3 protein-coding genes are annotated in these 1623 nt (G+C 70.7%); all 3 read right to left on the bottom strand.

The features are described from left to right. Nucleotides 1-697: HprK-related kinase A (locus sphsw_RS16890; protein WP_042467621.1), on the bottom strand; the 697-nt coding region annotated here is incomplete at its 3' end. Continuing rightward, nucleotides 694-981 carry an HPr-rel-A system PqqD family peptide chaperone gene (locus sphsw_RS20635; RefSeq protein WP_031441640.1) on the bottom strand — a complete coding sequence of 96 codons (288 nt, stop codon included), beginning with the start codon at nt 979-981 and terminating at the stop codon, nt 694-696. The genes sphsw_RS20635 and sphsw_RS16890, both read right to left, overlap by 4 nt. Before the next feature lie 4 nt (nt 982-985). After that, entirely contained in the window at nt 986-1396 is a 411-nt protein-coding gene (locus sphsw_RS16880) for a hypothetical protein (RefSeq protein WP_031441639.1), read from the bottom strand. Between the last annotated feature and the right edge of the window lie 227 nt (nt 1397-1623).

The following is a 1623-nucleotide window of genomic DNA, read 5'->3' as shown; positions in this document are numbered from 1 at the left end:
CCTCGGCGGGCGGCACCGGCCGGACCGCCGCCGCATCGCCGTAGCGGGGAAACAGCAGCAAGGCGGGGGTCGCCGGCTGGTCCATCGCGGCGATCGCGCGTGCGTCGGGGACCATGTGGCGGATATCGCCCTTCGGAGTCGCCGCCATCAGCGGCCCCATCCGCGCGTCTGGCCAGGCCGCCTCGGCCGCCGGGATCGCCGCATTCTTCAGGCTGATCAGTCGCGGAAAGGCGTGAAGCAGCCCGGTCGCGGGGTCGAGCAACGCGAACTCATCGCCCATGAACCGCCAGCCCCGCGCCGCAAGCAGCGTCGCCAGAGTCGATTTGCCCGCACCCGACACCCCGGTCATCAGCACCGCCCGGCCATCGCGTTCGACCGCAGAGGCATGGAGCAACAGGTGGCGGCGTGCGCCGAGCGCCATCTGGAGGTTCATCGCCATTTCGGCGGCCAGCAGCCCGTGCCGCAGCGGCAGCGGCGCGGCCTCGGGCAGCATGTAATCGCCGCCGATCTCGACCGACGGGCGAAGCCACCGCCGCCAGGGTCGACGTGCAAAGAGACGGACGGTGTAATCCGCCACCCCGTCCTGCGGCGCGGGATAATCGCGGTAGAGACTGCGCAGCTGGTCGATCGGCGCGCGCCAGTCCGATCCGATCCGGAATCCGATCGGACCGATGCGCAGCGCGAAGGCGTGTCTCACGACGTTGCGACAAGCCCGGCGGCGACCAGCTCGTCGAGCCGCGCCGCCAGCGCCGAAGCTGTGGCGTCGGCGAGATCATAGTCACCCGCCAGCCGGTCGAGCAGCGCCTCCAGCAACAGCCCGGCCTCGCCGAGGATCGCCAGGATCTGCGGCGCGGGTTCGGTCAGCAGGTGAGTCATGCCCGATCGCCGGTGATAGACCGCGGTGAACGCGTCGAGCGGGGCGAGGACCAGCCCGCCGGGCGGGTCGGCGCGGTAGATCGGCCCCGGTGCGGCGTCGTCCACGGCCTCAGCCGCGCGGCATCTGCAACGAGGCGAAGCAGGTGAAGCCGCCCTGGCCGCGCTGCAACCGGCGGATGTAATTTACATAGGCACGGCTGCGTTCGGAATCGGTGCCGGGCAGCTGGCCGCCGCTGTTGAGCACGCGCCGGACCTCCTCGCCCTTGAACGGCCGGCTGGCGCCCGCGAAAGCGCCCTTGGTCCCCGATGGCACGATTTTGCCCTGCGCATCGATGAAGCTGCCCGCGCGGCCCGCATCGGGCACCGGAATGTCGCAATTGAGCACCGATCCCGCGGTCTGCGCCAGCGCCGGACGGATCGACACGACCGCAGCGGCACCGACCGCGCCGAGCGTCAGGACGCGGCGGCGCGACGGCGTCGTCTCGATCGGATCGGTGTCGGGGCGCGTGTCGTCGCTCATCGGGTCTCCGCTAGCATCATGCCCTTTCACAATCATGAACCTCGCGCAAGCAACCGGGCTTTGCAGGGGGCGATGGGGCCGGCGCTGTGCCGCTGCGGGACGGGCTGGCGCGCGGGGCAGCGAATGGCCTAGACACGCGCGCATGTTGACCGGATTTGGACTGCGCACCTTTTGGGCGATCATTGTGGCCGGCGGTGCCGCAATCGCGGTATTCGCGATCGGCACGT

The organism is Sphingomonas sp. FUKUSWIS1 (assembly GCF_000733135.1).
GTDB classification, from domain to species: Bacteria; Pseudomonadota; Alphaproteobacteria; order Sphingomonadales; family Sphingomonadaceae; genus Sphingomonas; species Sphingomonas aerolata.
The sequence above is the reverse complement of the archived record's forward strand: the minus strand, read 5'-3'. Positions and strand labels throughout refer to the sequence as shown.

Coding starts and splice junctions, on each gene's coding strand:
- sphsw_RS16880 (WP_031441639.1), bottom strand. CDS start 1,396: ATGAGCGACGACACGCGCCCCGACACCGATCCGATCGAGACGACGCCG.